Below are 19064 nucleotides of genomic sequence, written 5' to 3'. Positions count from 1 at the left end.
ATCCAATAATTTACCCCTTTTGCGAAAATGTTCATGAAGTTAGTGAAAAAAATTGGATTAAAATAATTTTACAATTCACTACAAATTATACTTAAGAAACGTTCTTATATTGTTAAATTTAAAAGTATTTTTTTATTGCTTTGCAAAACCGGAATTTCTGATTTTTAATAGCTTAAACAACCTTAAAAGCAATCTTGGTTTTTTTGACTTGCTTGAATAACGATATATGACAAGAGAGGATACTTATGTATTGATTACTGTTTACAGTAGCAATAGTACGAATTTCTGGCCGTTCAGCAGGAAGCATCTTCCTAAGCAATTTTTGGATTTATTTGGTAATGGCCGTTCTTTATTACAACTAACATACGAGCGGAGCAGGGGGATATGTCCTGACAAAAATATTTACATTTCAGTACCTAAAGAATACCTGCATATCTTTAAAGCACAACTACCGGATTTTCCTGAAGAAAACATACTGGTAGAGCCTGTAAGGCGTAATTCCGCTCCCTGCATTGCCTACGCTTCTTACAAAATAAAACAGCTGAATAAAAATGCTGTAATTGTAGTATGTCCGGCATCACATGCTATATTCGGAGAGATTGCATTTGTAAGAGATATCAGGAAAGCCGTAGAGGTTGCCCATATGGATAAAAATGCACTTTTAATTATGGGCATTAAACCACATAAAGCCGAGACTTCCTATGCCTATATTCAATATCACTATGATCATGTGGGATTGGTAAAAAGAGTAAAGTCTTTTATGGAAAAACCACAGGATGAACTAGCCCGCTTGTTTATGGAAAGTGGCGATTTTGCGTGGAATACCAAAATATTTGTCTGGCACGTGGATGCTATTTTGGATGCATTTGAAACTCATATACCTGAAGTAGCAGAGTTGTTTCATGAGTGTATGCCTTACTTTTCTACTGAAGAGGAGGAGCAAAGTATTATGAAAGCTTATTCTGTGTGCAAGAATGTATCTATTAGTAACGCTATGCTGGAAAAGGCCGATAATGTTTTTCTGATTATGGGTAATTTTGACTGGTCTAGTGTAAGTTCCTGGCAGTCACTTTCTGACCTTAAGGAAAGAGATAATCAAAACGAAGAAAATATTGTTGAAGCAAACGCGCTCATGCTTAATAGTAAAAACTGTTTTGTGAAAAGTAATTCTAAAAGACTGATTGTTGTTCAGGGTCTAAAGAATTACTTAATCGCAGATAGTGAGGATGTATTGCTCATTTACCCCAAAGATGAACAGGATGTATCACTAAGAAGTGTAATGAGCGAAGTTAAAAATCATAAGGGTGAACGGTATATATAAAGGATTATCCTCGTTGACGAGCTGCCTCATACAAACATATTGAGGTAGCTACTGAAACGTTAAGTGATGCTATTTTCCCACTCATTGGAATGCTTACCTGTTCATCGGCCATTTTTAGATATGCAGGTGAGATACCATCTTCCTCTGAGCCCATCATTAATGCAAGTGGACCTTTAAAGTCAGCTTCCTGAGTCATTTTTTGAGCTTTTTCTGTGCAGGCAATAACCCGTACACCGCTAGATTGCAGATAATCAATTGTGTTTTTCAGGTTTTCTTCCCGGCAAACTGGTATGTGGTGTAGTGCTCCTGCCGATGCTTTAACTGCATCTCCACTGATACGAGCACTACCCTTAGAAGGTATAACCAGGGCATGAGCACCGAGACATTCGGCAGATCTTGCAATAGCGCCGAAGTTTCGTACATCAGTAACTCTGTCCAGTAAGATTAATAAAGGGTCTTGACCCTGATAATAGGCCTGATTGATAATATTGTCTAAGGAGGCGTAAGTAACCGCAGAAAGAAAGGCTATGGTACCCTGATGATTTTTTCTCGTAATTTTGTTAAGTTTCTCTATAGGTACTGTAGTGAAAGGTATCTGTCTTTCTTTCATCAGCCCTGTAAGCTCCTTGGTAAGGTCGTTACGGACTCCTTTTTGTAACAGAACTTTGTCTAGTTCTTTACCGGCTTCTACTGCCTCTATAATGGCACGGGTGCCAAAGATCATTTCTGCTTTAGATACGCTCATATTTGCTTTCTTCCTTTTCTCCAAAGATCTATGTTCCTATACCAGAATCTACGATAGTCTTCGTCTCTTATTAAATTGTAATGCTGATCGGTAAAGATATTACGGACTTTAACGAAAGTAAAGTTTAAGTTGTCTACAAGGTTATTTTCATCATTATAAATCCATCTTTCCTGTGTGGCGCTTCGGTAAACTTCATCTGGAGCACCAAAAAGGGTATATACCATGCCCTGACCTGTTTTCCATCCCTCTTTATAAAAAGTAAACAGAGCATTAGCAGCATATACCTGTCTGTAATAGTTACGGATTACGTCTTTAGCTCTTTCCCGGGAACGAGTGGCTTTGACCCAGTATCTGTCCAATGCCTGTTTAGTATTATCGGCTTTATTTAAATTTTCCATCTCTTCGGATGTACTAATATAGCGTAGAGGGGCAATTAAACCTTCGGCAGTTACATAACGAGGGTAGTAGTTGTCTGTAAGCCTAAAGGAAATTCCAGAAAGAGAAGTAGTGTCAGTCTGACAGAAGTATAGACCTTGTTCATTAAAAGATAATTTTTGACCCATCTGTACCTCGAGTACTGTATCTATTGACAAGCTTTTTTGTACTTCGGCACTACCTTCCGCCATAGGGGGGAGGTTAGGAGGAAATTCATGAGTATAATGATAGATAAAAGCGCGAGTACTATCTTCTCCGTAGAATGATACCAGACGAAACTCAGTATCTTCTGTGAGTGTAGGATTAAACACCGGAATGTCCCGGTCTGCCTCCATAATTAAGAGGTCTGTTAGAGGAAAATTCTGATCAGTATCAAGCGCGATATCATAGAGGTAGGTATAATTATTCTCTCTTATGCTGGCATCTAAAAAGATAAACAAATACTTACTATTCTCTGTAAGGGGAAAAGTAAACTGATAAATATCTGAATTGCTATCATTAATTAGTTTTTGCCCACCCTCAAGTTCTGCTTTACGTACTACCTCATCTCCCTGATAATCTGCTTTAATCTCATAGTTTATCGAATTTATATTCAGCTCATTACTTTGTCTTATAACTTTAAGAAATACTGTAGCTTCATTCTGACCTATGGCTACCCGGTGCTGAAAAAGAACGGGGCTGTTCAACTGATACTGATAAGCTACATTAAATTCATCCGCATCTTTGTAATCACTTTGTGCAAAGGACTGATGCTGTAGCTGAAGAACTAATAAAATAACAGTAAAGAAGGTTGTGCGTACCATAGATTCTTTTTTAGTATAACTATGATCATTAAAAAAACTTGCCTATAAGTTCGGCAAGTTTTCTTTATCTATTCAAGATTATATCATCAAATCATAAGCTTGATGTTCATAAATCTATATTTGTTCCACTAAAAGCTGTTGATTCTGGTATAATGCATATTTAGTAACTCATCGTATTTCTGTCCCAAGTCTGTATGTCCTGAGCGATTTAGTGCCTGAGCCACACCATTAAGAATCATCAGTTTTTTCTGCATTTCAAGGTTTTGAGACCTTGAGGTTTTATAAAGATAAGTTAACATTTCATCAGCTCTATCTCCAAGTGTAGTTGCCATTTCTATAGCTTTCTCATCTTCTCCTACTTCAAACAATAGCATCAGTGTTTGAGAAGAAACATAATCAAAAGGAATTGAAGCATCTGGTATTACCTCCAGACTTTTATTGACTACAGCTTTGGCTCTTTCCAGATCACCTTTTTGTATCAGGTCACGCGCCAAAGTATTAAAGCTAGAGCGGTGATTTAACGCAAACTGTCGGTAATCTTCATTGTAATAAACATCAGGATTATCTAGCTCTCTCCAGTAGAAGTTTTCCATCATGTTTGTGTACATCACATCAGTATTCACAAACTCATTGTTTGGGTTAGGGTTTTCTACTGGCAAGAGGCGAAAAGTCTGACCTTCCTGTACCACATAAGGGCGAAAATCAATATTGACACCCATCAAAGAGGTATTGTTGAAATAAATAGGGCGTTCCCATTTATTGTTAGCAATCAGATCCAAAATCATCAGGTCTTTCTTCTCTAACGCTCTACCCTTAAGATCCAGATATAAGCGATTAGTGAAATTCTGCTGCATCTCTGCAGGTATAATCTGTTGTAGGTGAGGAGTAAGCTTAGCTTGTCCGGAACCGCTAATCTGTGCGGTGTCTGCTGAGGACTCGCTTACATCCATAGTGGCTATATCCAAAAAGAATGTTTTAGCGGGAACAGTATTGTAGTTGGCTCTGGCATTAGGAATTTTTAATGCCTGAGAGTTTTCTCTCACTAATCTTAAAAACTGCTCCAGGTTAATCGCTCCTTTAATATTGGGGCGTTCAACATAAGGAAGGTAGTCGTTAGGGCCACCCTGCTTGTAGTTTTCGCTACTTAATGAGAATGGTAAAGGCTCTGATTCATAAGCAGGGCGTGTCATCTGCTCAATATACCAATCTGTATTAAAGTAACTTAGTACTATTACACGTACGTCAGTTCTGAAACCTTCTACCTCCTGAACATACCAAAGAGGGAAAGTGTCATTATCACCTCCGGTAAATAGTATTGCGTTTGGAGCGCAGGACGCAAGGAAGTTACGAGCAGAGTCTACCGAGAAATATCGGTTAGAGCGGTCATGATCATCCCAGCCTTCAGCCGCCATGATAGTAGGAACAGCAACGCAAAGTAAAGTCGCTACAGCGCCGGCAGCCATCTTATTTTTTAGAAACTGACCTATAAATTTAGCTATGGCGATAACTCCAAAACCAATCCAGATTGCAAAAGCATAAAAAGCTCCCACATAAATATAATCACGCTCACGAGGCTCAACCGGCGGAGAGTTAAGATAGACTACCAAAGCGATACCCGTTAAAATAAAGAGCAGTCCAACTACAGAAAAACCTTTAATATCTCTTTTGTACTGGAAAAAAAGACCTACCAAACCCAGAATGAGAGGTAGCATATAAAAGTTATTCCGAGCTTTATTAGTAGCAATTTCGTAGGGTAAATCTTTACTGTCATCCCAGGGAGAGAGCCAGCCAGCATCTTTTATGTCACTTTCTCTACCGGCAAAGTTCCACATAAAATAACGCATAAACATATGCCCAACCTGATATCGGAAGAAATAGTAAAGATTATCGCCAAACGTTGGGTTCTCATTAGGTCGCAGATTCATCCAGCTACGATAAAGCTCTACGTGATTATCCTGCGTGCTGTAAGCGCGTGGAAAAATAGTACTCGCCTTAGGGTCATACTTATTCTCAAGTTTATAATCGGTAATAATGTACTCATCTTCACCTTTTTCGTAGATGGGAGCCCCATCGGTTTGGTCAACCAGATCAGCTGTAAAGTACTGGCCATACAATAAAGGACGACTTCCGTACTGTTCACGCTTAAGGTAAGATACGAAACTAATGATAGTTTCCGGATCGTTTTCATCAATAGGAGGGTCGTAAGACGAGCGGATAAGCACCAATGCGTAGGAGCTATAGCCTATAAGAATAAATGTAAGGCAAATGAGTGCAGTGTTTAGTACAACCTTAGCGTTTTTGTAAGAATAGATAAGGCCATAGACTAAAGATCCAATAATGGCAAGCAGAAGAAAAGCTACTCCTGAGCCAAATGGCATCCCCAAATTATTAACAAAGAAAACTTCAAAGGAACCAGCTAGTGAAGGTAAGCCGGGAATAATCCCAACCATAATAATACCTATAATAGCCAGACAGATAGCTAGCGTACTAATGATACCCTTAGTGGTGGTTTTTTTATTATTATGGAAATAATAAATCAGGCCTAAGGCAGGTATTGTCACCAGGTTAAGCAGGTGTACACCAATAGAAAGTCCCATCATATAGGCAATGAGTATCAGCCAGCGGTTTGCTGCAGAAGGGTTATCTATCATTTCCCACTTGAGTATAGCCCAGAACACAAAAGCCGTAAAGAAGGATGATAAAGCATAAACTTCCGCCTCTGTGGCCGAAAACCAGAATGAGTCTGAAAAGGTATAGGCAAGTGAACCTATAAGTCCGCTTCCCATAAGCAAAATGGTTTGCTCAGCGGTTTCTTCTCCATGCTTAACCTTAAGAATTTTCTTGCTAAGCATGGTTATACTCCAGAACAGAAAAAGAATGGTGAAACCACTACTGATAACACTTAGCATATTAATCCAGTAGGCAACCATCTGCTCATTGCCCATAGCCAGAAATGAAAACATTCTGCCTAGTAACAAAAAGAAAGGAGCTCCAGGAGGGTGGGGAACTTCCAGTTTGTACGAAACGGCAATAAATTCACCGCAATCCCAGAAGCTGGCTGTTTCTTCAACGGTAAGGGCGTAAGTTACCGTAGCGATGATAAAAACCAGCCACCCAAAAAGGTTATTGATATTCCTATAGTTATCCAGCATGGACTTTTGCTTGTGTTTTTGTGATAAGACTGTCATGCTCAGTGTGCACTCAATGGTTCAAATTATTTTGCAAGATTAGCCCGAAGGAATGAAAATTCCAATTATGGCCTATGTATTAAGCCCGGGTAAGTTAATATAAGTGCAACGCAGCGCCAAGCGCTTTATGATAGGAATACAAAAAAAACAGAATAATACGGTATTAACGCTTACTAATTTTGTTCTGAGATATTTTTTTCTGTCGGCTGCTTTTGAATTTTAGCGTTTCAGATTTGCTTCTATGTTTGGTGAATCGTCCCTGCACACGCTTTCTCCACCTCTTCCAGGAGCTTTCTTTCATTTCTAGGCGCATCAGCTTGATCACATCTTCTTCAGGCACACCAAATTGTGACTCAATTGCATCAAAAGGTGTGCGATCTTCCCAGGCCATCTCAACAATGCGGTCAATATCTCTTTCTTTCAGTTGGTACTTTTTAGCTATTTTCATGCAGTTAAAACAGCGATAAAAACTATTTGTTAGCCAAAAAGCCCGGCATATACCGGGCTTTTATTCTACTAAATACATTCTACTTACTTTATTGAAGATAGCAATTTGTCATTGAGCTTTACATAATCGGCATTACCAGCTTTTTGTGCTAGCTCCTTAGATTTCTCTGCAGCCTGTTTTGCTTTATCATTATTATTAAGTTTAGCGTGAATTTTAGCCTGCAAGTGCATTACCCAAAATTTTTCGCTATTAATCTCTACAGCTTTGTCTATCCACTCAGCGGCTTGCTGTAAGTCTTTATCATTTTCATAATAATAGCTTGCAGCGGCAAAGTACACATTATCGTTATTTCCCGCATTAGGTATCTGCTCTTTAATCTGGCCCATCACTTTCTCGTCAACATCGGGATCAGTAATGCTGAACTGAACTACTGTATTTTCCCATGCGATATTAATCGCAGCAGAATTGTCTTTTACGTCAGAAAACATAATAGTAAAAGACTCATGATCCATTTTACTTTTCTGTGTGTTTACAGTAAAGCGAGCAGCATCTTTAGCTTCGTCATACTGAGCAGTACTAGCTTTTGCATCTTTATTCAAGATGATCGTCCATTCATTTTTGCCAGGAATGCTAAAAATAGAATATTCTCCGGCTTCCAGTTGCTTGCCTTCAATTTCCATAGGCTCGCTAAAGCTAATTTTAGTGGCAGCGTTAGCTCCTGTTCTCCATACTTTATCGTAAGGAACCAAGTCTCCGTAAATACCGCGGCCCCGCATAGCAGGACGAGAATAAGCAATTTCTACTTCGGTTAAGCCAACTACCTGGCTCACTTTAGAAAATGGGCTAGGTGCAGGAGTGTTGAGTTGAGCAAAAGCAGTATTTGTTATTACTGCAAAAAATAAACAAATGAGTACACTTACTTTTTTCATTCTTTGTGATTTAGTGGTTGTGCCGTAAATCTATTTTATTTTAGCAATTATTGAAAGTATAGAAGAATGAACATTGTACCCAAAGCGTATTATTTGCAGGAAGATGTAGTTAGCCTGAGCCGTAGTTTTTTAGGAAAATACCTTTATACGGAAGTCAATGGTAAGTTATGCGGTGGCAAAATTGTAGAAACTGAAGCCTACTCTCATATCAACGACAAAGCCTGCCACTCGCATTTGCAAAAAAGGACTACACGAACTGAAATTATGTTTCATGAGGGTGGTGTGGCATACGTCTACAAAATTTATGGTATGTATGACCTTTTTAACATTATTACTAACGCAAGAGACAAAGCTGATGCCGTACTGGTTAGAGCCATAGAGCCTACCGATGGTATAGAAACCATGCAGCAGCGCAGAAAGCTAAATGATTTTTCAGTGCGACTGACCGCTGGTCCGGGTATGCTTAGCCAGGCTTTAGGTATTAGCAGAGACTTATACGGGCACGACCTTACTTTGGGTGAAAAAATCTGGATTGAAGATAGAGGTGTAAGTATTAAGGAAGAAGACATAATAGCCAGCCCTCGTGTAGGTATAGACTATGCTGAAGAAGATGCGCAATTGCCGTGGAGGTTCAGAGTAAAAAGTAGTAATTGGACATCCAAGGCGAAGTAACATGAAAATTGCCCTTATACTACCAGATCGTCCTACAGAGGTCTGGAAAGACAGTCTACTTAAAATTGATCCTCAGCTTCAGGTTGATGTTTTCCCCAATTTAAAGGAGTACCATGAGTATTCTACTGCTATAGTATGGAAGCACCCTGTTGGGCTACTTAATAAGTTTCCAAATTTAAAGCTCATTTGTTCACTTGGTGCTGGTGTAGACCATATTTTGCGAGATCCTCAACTGCCGAATGTACCTATAACCAGAGTGGTAGACTCCAGCTTGACAACAGCTATGAGTAACTATGTGATTATGGGTGTACTCAACAACCAGAGGCAGATGTATCGTATATGGGAAAACCAGAAGATAAAGCGTTGGGAAAAAGTACAGCCGAATGTTAATAGCAAAAATATTGGAATCCTAGGCCTGGGAGAACTTGGTAAAGATGCGGCCCTTAAACTTCATCACTTAGGATTTAGAGTTCATGCATATGCTCAGTCGCCGAAAAAGATAGAAGGCATAAGCACCTACAGCGGAGAAGATGGGCTAGCTCAAATGTTAAAAGCAGTGCATGTAGTTGTGTGTCTTTTGCCTCTTACCAGTAAAACTAAAAACCTGCTGGACACCAAGTTTTTTGCATTGCTAAACAAAGGTACTTACCTTATAAATGTAGCCAGAGGTGAGTTGATTGTAGAAAATAACCTGCTTACAGCACTTGGTAATGGTACTTTGAGCGGTGCGCTGCTGGATGTTTTTAGAGAGGATCCCCTTCCTGATACACATCCATTCTGGTCTGCACCTGGTGTTCAAATCAGCCCGCATATAGCTAGTATTACCAATCCCGAAACAGCGGCCCGCCAAATGGTATTTAATCATTATTGTGCAATAAAAGGAGATAGGCTAACACATCAGATAGACCCTCATAAAGAGTACTGATTGACGTGTTTAGCATTTACTAATTTTTTACCTTACGACCCTCATATAAAGATTTTTTAAGATGAAAAAAATTTTATGTCCAATTGATTTTTCCTCCGACTCATTAAATGCAGTAGAGTTTGCTGCTCATATTGCCGAGCAACATCATTCTTTGTTAACATTGGTACACGTATTTACTGAAGAAGAATTTGGGGAAGCTTTGTCTAAAGAAGATTTAGGCACTTATGGAAAAAATACGGAATGGGATACCTTGGTAGCTAAAGCAGAAGGCGTACTCAGTAATCTATGTAATGAGGTCAATAATTTGAGCCGACCCAAAGGTATGCAGGAGTGCGACTATTATTTTACTTACGGACCACTAGAGCAGCAAATTACTACTTATGCTAAAGAGCATCAGTATGACCTGATAGTAATGGGCACCACCGGTGTAAAAGATGTCGTAGAAAAGTATATAGGGAGCAATACCGTACGAACCATTTCCCGGGCACATTGTCCGGTCATGTGTATTCCTCAGTATGCTAAATATCATAAAATAAACAAAATTGTATATGCTTCTGATTATCAGGAAGAAGACAAAGATGTACTTAATCGCCTGATTGCTTTTACTGCTACTGCAAATGCACAGCTAGATATAGTACATGTATGCCACGGTGATAATCAATTTGAAGAGGCGATGTACAATGAATATGTTGAAAACACTCAAACTTTTTTAAACTACGACAAAGTTAAGTTTGCCATAGAACACCATGATAATCCTGCCCAGGGAATTGACCAGTATGTGATCAGAGAAGATGCTGATCTTTTAGCCATGTTATACAAACCCCGAAACTTTATCCAACGTATTTTTAATGAGAGTACCGCAAACGATATAGCATATTTTGCTACCTATCCCGTCCTGATTTATAAGGAATAACCATTTTTTAAACACACGTGATCATGAAGTACAACATTTTAGGAAATACAGGCCTGCTTGTTTCTGAGCTGTGTCTGGGCACTATGACATTTGGGGGTAAAGGCTTTTGGGAAGCTATTGGTAAATCCGGACAAGATGTTGCAAATGACATCCTTGCCAGGTCTGTGGAGTCTGGTATTAATTTTATAGATACTGCAAATGTTTACTCAGAAGGGCAATCAGAAGAGATTACCGGGCAAGCTATTAAAGACCTCAAGCTAAAAAGAGACGAAATAGTTTTGGCCACAAAAGTGAGAGGTAGAATGGGAGAGGGGCCAAATCAGGTAGGGTTAAGTCGTGCACACATCATTCATCAGGTGGAAAAAAGTCTGAAAAGGTTAGGCACAGATTACATTGATTTGTACCAAATTCACGGTTACGACCCGCTTACTCCTTTAGAAGAAACCATCCGAGCTTTAGATGATCTTGTAAAAAGCGGTAAGGTCAGATATGTAGGTTGTAGTAATCTGGCAGCCTGGCAACTTATGAAAAGTCTAAGTTATGCGCAGCATAAGGGGCTATCAAGGTTTGAATCCTTACAAGCCTATTATACCATTGCTGGCAGAGTCCTGGAGCGTGAACTGGTACCATTGTTAGAAGATCAGAAAGTTGGGCTAATGGTATGGAGCCCTTTAGCCGGAGGCCTGCTCAGTGGAAAGTATAGAAAAGATCAGCAGGATCCTGAAAATTCACGGCGAGTAAATTTTGATTTTCCTCCAGTTAATAAAGAGAGAGCATTTGATATTGTAGATGCGTTGGTGCCAATGGCAGAGCAGAGAAATTGTTCGGTAGCCAGACTAGCGCTTGCCTGGCTGCTGCATCAAGAGGTCGTGACTTCAGTCATCATTGGAGCCAAAAATACTGATCAATTAGATGACAATCTAAAGGCAGTAGATATACAATTTACAGAAGAAGAACTGAATCAATTAGATGAGTTAAGTCAATTGCCGGCGGAGTATCCGGGCTGGATGTTAGAACGACAGGGAGCAGATAGAAAAAGCTATAGATAAATGAATTATAAGCCCTTTCCAATTTGGAAAGGGCTTTATTCTTTAGCGGGAAGCAGTATTTGAAGGAGTTACTTTCATAACGCCTCTCATCACTTTAGAGTGGCCCGGGAAAGTACAAACATAAGTGTACTCGCCTTCTTTAGGGGCAGTAAAATAAATGCTTTCACTAGTTTCTGGTTGAAGTATACAGGTGTGATAAAGTATATTATCAGATTTGGGTATATAAGCTCTCTGGCTACCTTCCAGTCCCATTTGCATAGAAGCATCACTTACCTCTTCCACAGTGCCGGGTTTAGTAACTACCAGGTTATGCAACATGTCATCATTATTGGTAAATGTAAGCTGTACCTTTGCGCCAGCAGGCACTTCAAAGTCAGTTACACTAAATTTAAGCCCGGGCGATGTTCCTATGTTGATAACTATATCAGCTCCACTCTTCCAGTCTGAGGGCATTTCGGTAATACGCTTGCTTTCATCCCAACCACAGCTATTGACCTGCTTTTTGGTATCTTTATGCATCTGGTGATCAGCCAACGTGGGCACACTACGATCACCTTCAGGAATATTGTTTAAAGTATAATAACCTACAGAATGCAATAGAGGCTGACCATTTTTGGAACGTATGCCTTCTGCTTTGAGCTGGTGGATATAACCTTCTCGTAATCCATCTACGTACAGCCTTACTGTCTTTCCATCGTCGCTTACTTCTGCTGAGGCAATGGGGCATTCCTGTTGTTGAATTATGGGGCTACCGTACTTGCGGTGATAGCTATAGTTGAAGCTGGTCATGGAGTAGGAAGCAAGAGCCTCTGCTGTCGTACGGTCAATTGCTTGGGTAAACTCCAGTTCAAATCCATTGCTCATAGCTTTCATGGTTTTAATCTCAAAAGGAGTTTTGCCAGTCCAGGAGAGGCGCTGAAGTCCGTACATTTCTTTGCCTGTAGAAGCCCAGCCACGGCTGGTCATACCAACAAAAAGAGAGCCATCGCTACCATAAGCCATACGTAATATTCCTGAAGAAAAGCCTTCTCTAAAGGGGAAGCAGGCACCCTGATATTCGCCATTTACTTTTTCCAGATACACACGCATTATTTTGCTATGGCCTTGATCACCTACTAACATTTGCCCTTCAAATGGACCAAATTTTCCACCAGTAGTATCAGTAAGTATAGCCGAGGTAGATATTCCCATGATAGTATGCGGAAACCATACAGTGGGTACTTTAAGGCTTGATACACTTTTTGCAAATTCATGCATTAGACCTACCGAATCAGGGATATGTTCTGCTTTAAGTTTTAATGGAGAGTTTTCCTCTGTAGTCCACCTCAAACCAGCCGGATTACCTGCGAAGTCTCCCTTTTCAAGATGAGTAATACGCCCAGAACCAATCCAGTCGCCCTGGTTTTCCGCATAAAATATTTCACCTTCTTTGTCAAACCCAAAACCAGCCGGAGAACGCAATCCGGTTGCAATCGGCTCTACCTTTCCATCCTCAGAAATTTTAATTAACCAACCTCTCCATTTGGCTAAGCTGGCACCATAGCCTACCCAGGCGAGATTTAAGGTCACCAGCATATCGCCTTCAGGCGTAAACAATGGACCATAAGAATATTCATGGTAGTTACCAGACAAAGGCCAGGAGTAAATGGTCTCAAACTGATCGCCTTTATTGTCATTATTAGTATCAGTGATTTTTGTGAGCTCAGCCCTTTGGGTCGTATAAAGTGAGCCATTACGATAGGCTAGGCCTAATGGTTCGTGCAGGCCATACGCATATCTTGAAAATTTGGGCTGGCTGCTGTTTTTCATATACGGGTCGTTGACTAACCAGATTTCTCCTCTTCTGGTAGCTACTGCCAACTGCTTATCTGGCATTAGAGCGAGGCCTCCAACTTCCAGAACTACATCCTCAGGTATAGGAATAGTACTGATTTTATAGTACTCACTTTCTTTATCAGCTATATCGGATTGCGCATAAACCGTAAGGAGAGGCGTATACAGTAGCAGTAAGATTAAGAATATTTTGCTTTTCATAAGATTCGCATTTACCAGATTAGGCTGTATTCAATAGTTTTGGATGAGTTGACAGGTAGTAAGAGTTGTTGCTGATTGTCTTCATTTCGTAGAATAGCATCATTTTCGGCACTAGCCTCTAACTTCAGGTAATAATCCTTATCGTTGATGGCAAAGCTACCGTCTTTCAGCTTTTCTATTTTACTACCTTCAGCTAATAGACAATAGAAAGGCTTTTGAGAAGACGAAAGTGTAAACTTTAATGAGCGATTTAAGCCTCTACCTGATGCATTGGATACAATTTGATCCTCAACTTTTGAATTTTCATAAAGATAATGATACTGTGGTGTACCATCGGTTAGTAGTGTATAGCCTTTGTATAAAAAAGGAGAGTTTTCTTTCTCAAGAGTATCAGGCCAGTGTGCAGACGAAGAAGAGAGACTGGCAATACTTGGTTTAGCCACAAACTCAACAGGACTGCCCATGGGTCTCATTAACTGAGACTCACCCCTTTGATGCCACATATCCGTAGCATCTAAAAACTGACCTCTCCAGCCTGACAATAAGGCTCCGTTGCTAAGCTCTAGTACATAGTTGATATTTTCAGGCATTCCTACTGCCACGGTATGAGTTCTTTTTTTGTTTTGATGAATCCAGAATCCTCTTTGAAGCTGAACTTCACTTTCTGCAGAGACCAGAATAGGCTCCGGAGCAGGAGGAAGGGGCACTGAAGAAGCAGCATGTAAAGCAGTTTTAGGTATTTGAGGTCCCTCATAATATAAACTCATGCCTTTTCTCCAGGGCCTTTCATTTTTCAAAAATGTTAAGGAGAACGGATATTCACCTTCTTTAAGCTCTATTTGCCCGATGCCACTGTCGCTCATATGCTGACTGTTGTCATTTGTAGAGATTACTCTACCGTCTATTGAAAGGCGAACCGGTCCATACGCACGGGCATCAAAAAAATAGGTGCCAGATTTAGGGATAATCATTTTACCATCAAAGTGTATAGCAAAGTCGTTATAATCACCTGCAGCAATAAAGGTAAGAGAATCTGTATTTTCAGCTTTTGTAGGTGTAAGGGAAGCGAGTGTGTCAAAATTTTCAAACTTACCTTCGTAAAACTGATAGCTTAAATCTGCCAGTGCTATTCTTTCCTGAGCATAAGGCTTATACTGAATGTTTCTAAAAGCTATAGGGCCATGGTCTCCCTGTATGACTAATGGGCCTAAAGAGGATTCATTTTCAAAAAAAGCACCTGCTGTTGGTCCACTCACCTCTACATTCTGGTGGATAATGGCATCGTTTAATATTACTTCCAGAAACCTGGCGTTAGCAGTTTTTTTACCATTTTTATCAAATTTTGGAGACTGGAATCGGATTTTTAGATTTTGCCATAAACCGGGTGCTTTGCATGCGTTTACAAGTGGAGCAATACCTTCAAATCCAGAATTGGTTTTGGCATTCCATCTTTGATAGATCCCTCCACAATCTCCTGAGCTCACTTGTTGTTTACCCCAACTATCAATAAGCTGAAGCTCATACCTGCCCTGAAGATAAAGACCAGAATTTGAACCTTTAGGAAGTAAAAAATCTAATTCTAGCTCTATATCTCCGTGTTCAAATTCTGTGGCAAGCTCACTTTTGTTAGTATCATCTGGCTGGTTCACAAGTACCCCAGTGCCTTCAGTAGTTTCTAAATGATGCTTTTGGACAAGGTCTGCGTAGACATTAGATGCGACAGACCAATTCTTAGCCTCAGATGCTTTAAAGGATGATAAATTACTTAAAGGGATAATCTGGAAAGGAACGCTTCTTTCAGTAGATTCACTGGGACTAAGTTGTCCTGAGCATGCATACAAGAGTAGCGCTGCCAGCAGGCATAGCAATCTTGAAGGTATAGGTTGTTGATTCATTGTAAAATATTAGTAATTAGAGAGTTAAGTTATACTTAAACCACTAAAATTACAATGAAGAACTGCTAAAGCAAGTTAGGTTAGCTTTTTTTCGTCTGAATTTTCGGTCTTAACAAAATTGCTGACATAATTTTTCATCCACTCATCTTCATATCTGCTAAGAACATCTGTTTTTCTACGTTGAGCTTTAATAGCTTCTTTGCGACACAGGTAAGCTATTATGAAGTTGCTGATGATAGGTAAGATGCAACCTATAGCAAACCAAAGCCAGAATGACCTACCATGACTGTGAGCAAAGTAAGCGGTAATTGCAGGTATGGAAAATAAAAATGCCAGAAATACAAGCCCAATATCAATTAGCATAACACTTTTACTTGAAGGATTTTGCTATGGTAGATGTATAACTACATTCTACACCAATTAATTTCACCTCTCTTCACTAATCTTTTATTCTTTTGTGTGTAAGATAATATGACTGACCTTAAAAATATGATTTTTTTGAGATGTGTCTAGTTGTAATTTACTAATGATTCTTGGTGACAATGCCTAAAAAAGCCCATTATTAGTATGGAAGTCTAAAATTGCATGAGAGTAATGTTTTTCAAGTATTTAGTTTTACTATTCTAATATGAGATGGCATATTTGTAGCATAACTACAAGGAAAAAGCTAATTCAAACTAAAATTAATTTACATGAAAAAATTATTGCTTCTCTGCTTTCTCTTGGCTACGGTGTCCTTAAGCTATGCTCAGGAGTATAAGTATCACCCTATCTTTATCTATAATTTCAGTAAATACATTGAGTGGCCAGCCGAAAAAGCCGGACAAGACTTTGTAATAAGCGTAGTGGGTAACAACTCAGCATATCGCGAAATGCTGGGAATTATGGAAAAGAAGAAAACCATTAAAAACCGAAATCTGGTCGTTAAAAAATGCGCTTCTATTAAGGAAGTAGGCCAGAGTGATGTGGTTTTTGTGACAAAGTACGAAAAAGTTGACGCTAGTGAACTAACAGCGATGCTTGGTAACAAGGGTACGCTGCTGGTAACAGAACATGATAATATGGCCGCGAATGGCTCACATATCAATTTCATTATTACTGATGACTCTAAAATAGGCTTTGAGCTTAATAGTAGATCTGCCGAAAGCGCAGGTTTAAAAGTCTCAAGCTCACTAGCTGGTTTAGCTAAAAAGACTTATTGATGTAGTTTTTTACTTTGTGGTTTGAGCTAAGGCCTCGGCGAGTTGCTTTGCATCATTGCTGAGGCCTTTCTAATAGTTAAATAGTGCGCTTGATATCAAAAGATTCTAATATATCAGCTACTTTTTTAACAAACATTCCACCTAAGGCTCCATCTACCACCCGGTGGTCATACGAATGGGATAAATACATTTTGTGTCTTATGCCAATAGTATCACCAGCGGGTGTTTCTATGACACTTACTTTCTTGGTAATAGCTCCCAAAGCCAATATTGCTACCTGTGGTTGCATTATTATAGGAGTACCCATAACGTTACCGAATGATCCTATATTAGAAACGGTATAAGTACCTTCCGAAAGCTCATCCGCACTTAGTTTACTATCTCTCGCTCTAATAGCCAGATCATTTACCTTTTTTGTCAGGCCGAGTAAACTAAGTTGATCGGCATTTTTAATAACTGGTACAATTAAGTTTCCGTTATTAAGCGCCACTGCCATTCCGATATTAATATTCTTTCTTTTGATGATTTTATCACCATCAACTGATACATTTATCATCGGAAATTCTTTAATAGCCTGAGCAATAGCTTCTATAAAAATAGGAGTAAACGTAAGAGCTTCACCCTCTCTCTCTTTAACTTTATTCTTATGTTGATTTCTCCAGTTGACAATATTGGTAACATCAGCTTCTACGAAGGAAGTAACATGTGCAGAAATTTCTTTAGACTCCAGCATGCGCGTAGAAATCATCTTACGCATCCTGTCCATTTCAATTATTTCATCATTCTGGTTAGCAGTTACTTGAACAGATGGCGTTTTAGATGAAGATAAGGTAGACGTAGATGCACTAACTACAGGCTTTCTGCCCGATTTAATGTATTGAAGAATATCTTTTTTAGTAACTCTGCCTTCCTTACCACTTCCTTCTATCTGCTCTAGCTCTTCTAAGCTAATCCCTTCTTCTTTAGCTATATTTTTAACCAATGGAGAATAAAATCGCTCGCTTTCAGGTTTAGTAGCCTGTACTGAAGCTGCGGATTCTTCTGCTGATATTGTTTTGGATTGATTAGCGTTAATATCGTTAGATGAAGGTGAGGTATCGGTAGGAGTAGAGCTATTGTTATCTGTACTAGTCTCCTGTTCGTTTTCAATAATTGCGATAGCTTTACCTACTTCAGCAATTTCACCTTCCTGTATTAATATTTTTTTGAGTTTACCACTATGAGTAGCTGGTACTTCAGTATCTACCTTGTCAGTAGCAACTTCCAGTACAGACTCGTCCTGTTCAATATAATCCCCTTCTTCTTTTAACCATTTTAGTATGGTACCCTCCATAATGCTTTCTCCCATACGGGGCATCACCATTTCAAATGTCGCCATATCGTATCTTTTTTGAGTTGGGTTAATATTCTTATGCTTAAGTTATTTCAAGGAGCGAATATAAGATTTTATGTGTAAAAAAGGCTCCCTATATCACCCAACTCAATAATTAGATATGTTTATAAACCATGATGAGTAATTATAACTTATTCATTTATTTGATAACTGCCTTAGTTGAGGCTTCCAGATTGAGTGGTAGTTGATCTTCGCTCAAAGAAAATTTTTCTCTTATCGCATGTAGGTGATGGTCTATACCTATTTCTGAACCTGGTATAAAGCCTGGTACCGTAATAACCTGAGTTAGCACACCACCTAAGCCTCTATGCGCAACTCCACGGGGTATGTAAACGAGATCTCCAACTTCTAAAGGAGTAGAATCCAGCAGGTTTTGGGCTTGGTCCTGGCCGATGGTTTCAGGTTGTTCTATCAAATCTACCTGATTGGAAGTAATTAGTCTAGCTTCAGGTAATACCATCTGTACAAGGTAAAATTCGTCAAAACCACCCTCTACCGGATGATAATGAGTGAAGGAGTCCATAATACGAACCCGGTGTGCATTTAGTGCGTGATAAAGATAAGTGCCTACTTTATCTTCCCAGGTAAGCAATATTCTACGGTAGGCATTACGTTCGGTAGCACAGCCTCCTGGTATATCTGTAATGTTTGGGTCCCAATCTGGACGAATAAACGCAGGAACCTCTTCTGGTAATGCATCTGGTACAATAAAGATGAGTGCACTAAGATTCTGCTCGCTCTTTAGCGTTTCTCCTTTATCAAGATAGATGATATCTCCAACTGAAAAGTCAGAACTTTGGTCTCCAATCGCTAATTTCCCTTCACCTTCCTGAATAAAGGCAAGGCGATACTGGTTAGTAGCTTTTATTTTTTTGGATTGATGCACATAATCTAAATCATAACCAGGATTACGTTCTACAAATGCATTTCTAAGACTGATGAAATGTTTGGTTTTGCCTTTTTTAAGACTGACAACCTTAATACCTTTTTCATCAAATGGTTCATTTTCATTATGAAAGACAATAGCGAAAGCACTTGAAATTAGGCAAAAAATTAAGAGTAGTAGTTTCATAAGTTGTTTAGTTGTTCATTTTTAAGCTACCTAAAAATAG

Annotated in this window: 16 protein-coding genes; 6 read left to right on the top strand and 10 right to left on the bottom strand. The window is 39.3% G+C overall.

The window, feature by feature from the left end; genetic code table 11:
* Positions 1-226 precede the first annotated feature (226 nt).
* Entirely contained in the window at positions 227-1321 is a 1095-nt protein-coding gene (locus tag PZB74_RS18555) for a mannose-1-phosphate guanylyltransferase (protein ID WP_302238660.1), read from the top strand.
* A gap of 4 nt (positions 1322-1325) precedes the next feature.
* Here PZB74_RS18555 and rlmB read toward each other — a convergent pair whose 3' ends face one another.
* The 5 genes from rlmB to PZB74_RS18530 form a co-directional block, all read right to left on the bottom strand.
* Complete coding sequence (rlmB, locus tag PZB74_RS18550) at positions 1326-2066, bottom strand: 23S rRNA (guanosine(2251)-2'-O)-methyltransferase RlmB (protein ID WP_302238659.1); 741 nt, start codon at positions 2064-2066, stop codon at positions 1326-1328.
* Positions 2063-3304, bottom strand: a complete 1242-nt coding sequence (locus PZB74_RS18545; RefSeq protein ID WP_302238658.1) for a GWxTD domain-containing protein — start codon at positions 3302-3304, stop codon at positions 2063-2065. Before PZB74_RS18545 ends, rlmB begins: the two co-directional genes overlap by 4 nt.
* Positions 3305-3432: 128 nt before the next feature.
* Positions 3433-6492 (bottom strand): glycosyltransferase family 117 protein, encoded by a 3060-nt coding sequence (locus tag PZB74_RS18540; RefSeq protein ID WP_302238657.1) that lies wholly within the window; start codon positions 6490-6492, stop codon positions 3433-3435.
* Positions 6493-6655: 163 nt separating this feature from the next.
* Complete coding sequence (locus PZB74_RS18535; RefSeq protein WP_302238656.1) at positions 6656-6940, bottom strand: TIGR03643 family protein; 285 nt, start codon at positions 6938-6940, stop codon at positions 6656-6658.
* An 83-nt stretch (positions 6941-7023) separates the two neighbouring features.
* Complete coding sequence (locus PZB74_RS18530; RefSeq protein WP_302238655.1) at positions 7024-7869, bottom strand: DUF2911 domain-containing protein; 846 nt, start codon at positions 7867-7869, stop codon at positions 7024-7026.
* 66 nt (positions 7870-7935) lie between these two features.
* Between PZB74_RS18530 and PZB74_RS18525 the strand changes: the two genes are divergently transcribed.
* From PZB74_RS18525 to PZB74_RS18510, 4 genes are all read left to right on the top strand, one after another.
* A complete protein-coding gene (locus PZB74_RS18525; RefSeq protein WP_302238654.1) occupies positions 7936-8541 on the top strand; it encodes a DNA-3-methyladenine glycosylase in 606 nt (201 codons plus the stop codon).
* Position 8542: 1 nt separating this feature from the next.
* Entirely contained in the window at positions 8543-9466 is a 924-nt protein-coding gene (locus PZB74_RS18520) for a 2-hydroxyacid dehydrogenase (RefSeq protein WP_302238653.1), read from the top strand.
* Between the two features lie 61 nt (positions 9467-9527).
* Positions 9528-10379, top strand: coding sequence for a universal stress protein (locus PZB74_RS18515; protein ID WP_302238652.1), 852 nt, complete (start codon positions 9528-9530; stop codon positions 10377-10379).
* A gap of 23 nt (positions 10380-10402) precedes the next feature.
* Complete coding sequence (locus tag PZB74_RS18510; RefSeq protein WP_302238651.1) at positions 10403-11428, top strand: aldo/keto reductase; 1026 nt, start codon at positions 10403-10405, stop codon at positions 11426-11428.
* 42 nt (positions 11429-11470) lie between these two features.
* Here the strand turns inward: PZB74_RS18510 and PZB74_RS18505 are convergent, their stop codons facing one another.
* The 3 genes from PZB74_RS18505 to PZB74_RS18495 all read right to left on the bottom strand — a co-directional run bounded on the left by PZB74_RS18505 (position 11471) and on the right by PZB74_RS18495 (position 15720).
* Complete coding sequence (locus tag PZB74_RS18505; RefSeq protein ID WP_302238650.1) at positions 11471-13462, bottom strand: plastocyanin/azurin family copper-binding protein; 1992 nt, start codon at positions 13460-13462, stop codon at positions 11471-11473.
* Positions 13463-13473: 11 nt separating this feature from the next.
* Positions 13474-15357: a 3-keto-alpha-glucoside-1,2-lyase-like domain-containing protein gene (locus tag PZB74_RS18500; RefSeq protein ID WP_302238649.1), complete on the bottom strand. Its 1884-nt coding sequence runs from the start codon at positions 15355-15357 to the stop codon at positions 13474-13476.
* Between the two features lie 75 nt (positions 15358-15432).
* Entirely contained in the window at positions 15433-15720 is a 288-nt protein-coding gene (locus PZB74_RS18495) for a hypothetical protein (RefSeq protein ID WP_302238648.1), read from the bottom strand.
* A 329-nt stretch (positions 15721-16049) separates the two neighbouring features.
* On the opposite strand from PZB74_RS18495, the gene PZB74_RS18490 reads away from it, so the two are divergent.
* A complete protein-coding gene (locus tag PZB74_RS18490) occupies positions 16050-16559 on the top strand; it encodes a YfiR family protein (protein ID WP_302238647.1) in 510 nt (169 codons plus the stop codon).
* Between the two features lie 76 nt (positions 16560-16635).
* Here the strand turns inward: PZB74_RS18490 and PZB74_RS18485 are convergent, their stop codons facing one another.
* Both PZB74_RS18485 and PZB74_RS18480 read right to left on the bottom strand, forming a co-directional pair.
* The gene (locus PZB74_RS18485; protein ID WP_302238646.1) at positions 16636-17937 is read right to left on the bottom strand and encodes a dihydrolipoamide acetyltransferase family protein; all 1302 of its coding nucleotides are present in this window, start codon (positions 17935-17937) and stop codon (positions 16636-16638) included.
* Between the two features lie 154 nt (positions 17938-18091).
* Positions 18092-19024: a hypothetical protein gene (locus PZB74_RS18480; protein WP_302238645.1), complete on the bottom strand. Its 933-nt coding sequence runs from the start codon at positions 19022-19024 to the stop codon at positions 18092-18094.
* Positions 19025-19064: the final 40 nt, after the last annotated feature.

Origin of the sequence: Porifericola rhodea, from assembly GCF_030506305.1 — a bacterium.
Classification (GTDB): domain Bacteria; phylum Bacteroidota; class Bacteroidia; order Cytophagales; family Cyclobacteriaceae; genus Catalinimonas; species Catalinimonas rhodea.
Note: the sequence above shows the minus strand (reverse complement) of the source record. Positions and strands in the feature narration are given on the sequence as shown.